Source organism: Candidatus Erwinia dacicola (genome assembly GCF_001756855.1).
GTDB lineage: Bacteria > Pseudomonadota > Gammaproteobacteria > Enterobacterales > Enterobacteriaceae > Erwinia > Erwinia dacicola.
Genome location: NZ_MAYS01000261.1, coordinates 1 through 2,114, shown reverse-complemented (window position 1 = coordinate 2,114; position 2,114 = coordinate 1). Strand labels below are relative to the sequence as shown.

Sequence of the window (2,114 nt, the reverse complement as noted above, 5' to 3'; positions counted from 1 at the left end):
ACTGTTTTACAAAAGGTTATGCAATTAAGGGACACAGCCTAGTGCGCAGCCGGTGCGGAAAAGGGGAGCAGAACGGTGAAAAAAGCGACAGCAAAAAGCCGGGATCGCGGGATCATAATGAATGCCTGTTAGTCGTTGTATATCTAATGATATAGCGATAGACGCAACAGGTTAAATAATTCTCGGTGATAAGAGGGGACCCACCAGCCGTCGTCGGGCTGGCGGATGCCTGTTTACTGCGGGTCGACGGCAACCACGTTCTCGCCCGGATAGCAGCCAAGGACTTTCAGCGAGCGGGTGATCGGAGCCAGCTCGCGCAGCGCTTCCTGCACGTCGTCATTGCGCAGGTTGCCCTGGAAATCGATGTAAAACATCTCCTGCCATGGGTTGCCATTGATTGGACGCGACTCCAGCTTGCTCATCGTCAGATTGTGCTTGCGCAGCACTAGAAGGGCTTCAACCAACGCACCCGCCTGTTGGCCAGTGGTCATAATCAGCGTGGTTTTGGCTGGGATCTGGAGCGACACTTCAATCGGTTTGCGCGCCAGAACGATAAAACGGGTGATGTTCTGGCGCTGGTTAGCCAGATTACGCTCCAGTACCTGCAGGCTGTAAATATTGCCACCGGCTTCACTGCCCAGAGCGGCGACTTTTGGCGAGTTCATTGCGGCTACTTTTTCCATCGCGGCAGCGGTGCTCTCGGTGTATTCGATTTTCCAGTGCAGATAGCGGTTAATAAACTGGCTGCACTGCTGGAATGGCTGCGGATGGCTGTAAACCGTTTCGATTCCCTGCAGCGTAGCATTGCCGGAGACCAGCACGCAGTGGTCGATAGGGAGAGTAATTTCACCCACGATTGACAGGCTGGTCTGCTGCAGAAGATCGTACACGTCGGTAATGGAACCCGAGGTCGTATTCTCCACCGGCAGCACCGCGTAATCTGCTTGGTCGATTTCGACTTGGTTAAAGATATCGTGGAACTTCAGGCAGCCGCTCTCAATAAAGCTGTCGAAATGGCGGGCGGCATAGTGGCGCGACGCTAGGTGGGAATATGAACCTTTTGGCCCAAGGAAGGCGATGCATGCCGAATGCGGGTTAGTATTATTTGGCTGTTTTTGCAGCAGCGCCTGCTGGGTCAGCACGGAGTCTTCAATGATTTGCTGGAACAGGCGCGTAATGTAATGAGCATCCAGCTTGTGGCTTTTACCTAGGCTGACTAGATGTTCGAGCAGGTCGCGCTCGCGGTCGATGTCATGGATGGGGCGGTGCGTAGCCATTTTGGCCTCGGCAACTTCTACCGCCAGCGCGTGGCGCTGTGCCAGCAGCGTCAGCAGTTGTTCGTCCAGTGCGCTGATCTTATCGCACAGAGCAAGCAAAGGGTTTTCGGAGTTCATATGTGCTACCTATCCATATTTCGCCAAAAAAAAACCTCCCGGTTGGGAGGCTTTATTATTCGTCTTCGCATTCATTCTCACACGACGAATTGCCTCCCAGTTAGGGGAAGGTAAAAAAGAATGCGAAGAAAAACGGAACTGATTTCATTGGGGTATCCACCATATCTTGAAAGGTTAAAGTAACCGCTGCAATTTCCTTCTGTCAATAAAAAACGCGCCAGCAGGCGCATTTTTATATATTTCTTGGTGTGTGAAGTAGATGAATTTCAGTTGGTTATGGTATCTAAGCCACCTGATATTAGGCGTCAATTACTTTTGCCGGTACGCGTCAACTATCCTGGCCGCCTTAGGATTCTTGCTTAGTTGACTGCTGCGTTATCGCTTTTGATGTTTTCTTTCTGTAACTTTCTCCTTTTAACTCGAAGATATAACCGTGATGGATCAACCGATCCGCCGCTGCTACCGCCATCGTCTCTTCCACGAAGATGCTTCCCCATGTGCTGAACGGATGGTTGCTGGTGATGATCAGACTGCCTCTTTCGTACCGGTGCGCGATAAGTTCGAACAATACCCCGGTTTCAGCATTGTCACGTTTGACATAACCCAGGTCATACTATCACTATCACCCGGTAGCGATCCAACTTCAGCAACACTTCGTTAAGTCTCAGCAGCGACCGGGCTTTTTGCAGCTCCTGCAGCAGTTCTCCCGCACTGTAGAAC

2 protein-coding genes, 1 pseudogene and 1 other annotated feature are annotated in these 2,114 nt (G+C 51.4%); all 3 genes and pseudogenes read right to left on the bottom strand.

What is annotated here, in order from left to right; all coding sequences use genetic code 11:
* Positions 1-233: 233 nt before the first annotated feature.
* A complete protein-coding gene (pheA, locus tag BBW68_RS07860; protein WP_070134729.1) occupies positions 234-1,394 on the bottom strand; it encodes a bifunctional chorismate mutase/prephenate dehydratase in 1,161 nt (386 codons plus the stop codon).
* A 24-nt stretch (positions 1,395-1,418) separates the two neighbouring features.
* Positions 1,419-1,543: a sequence feature (Phe leader region), on the bottom strand.
* Positions 1,495-1,542, bottom strand: coding sequence for a pheA operon leader peptide PheL (gene pheL / locus BBW68_RS17775; protein WP_102135772.1), 48 nt, complete (start codon positions 1,540-1,542; stop codon positions 1,495-1,497). It overlaps the preceding feature by 48 nt.
* 197 nt (positions 1,544-1,740) lie before the next feature.
* Positions 1,741-2,114, bottom strand: a pseudogene (locus tag BBW68_RS07855) (ATP-binding protein); the annotation flags it as partial.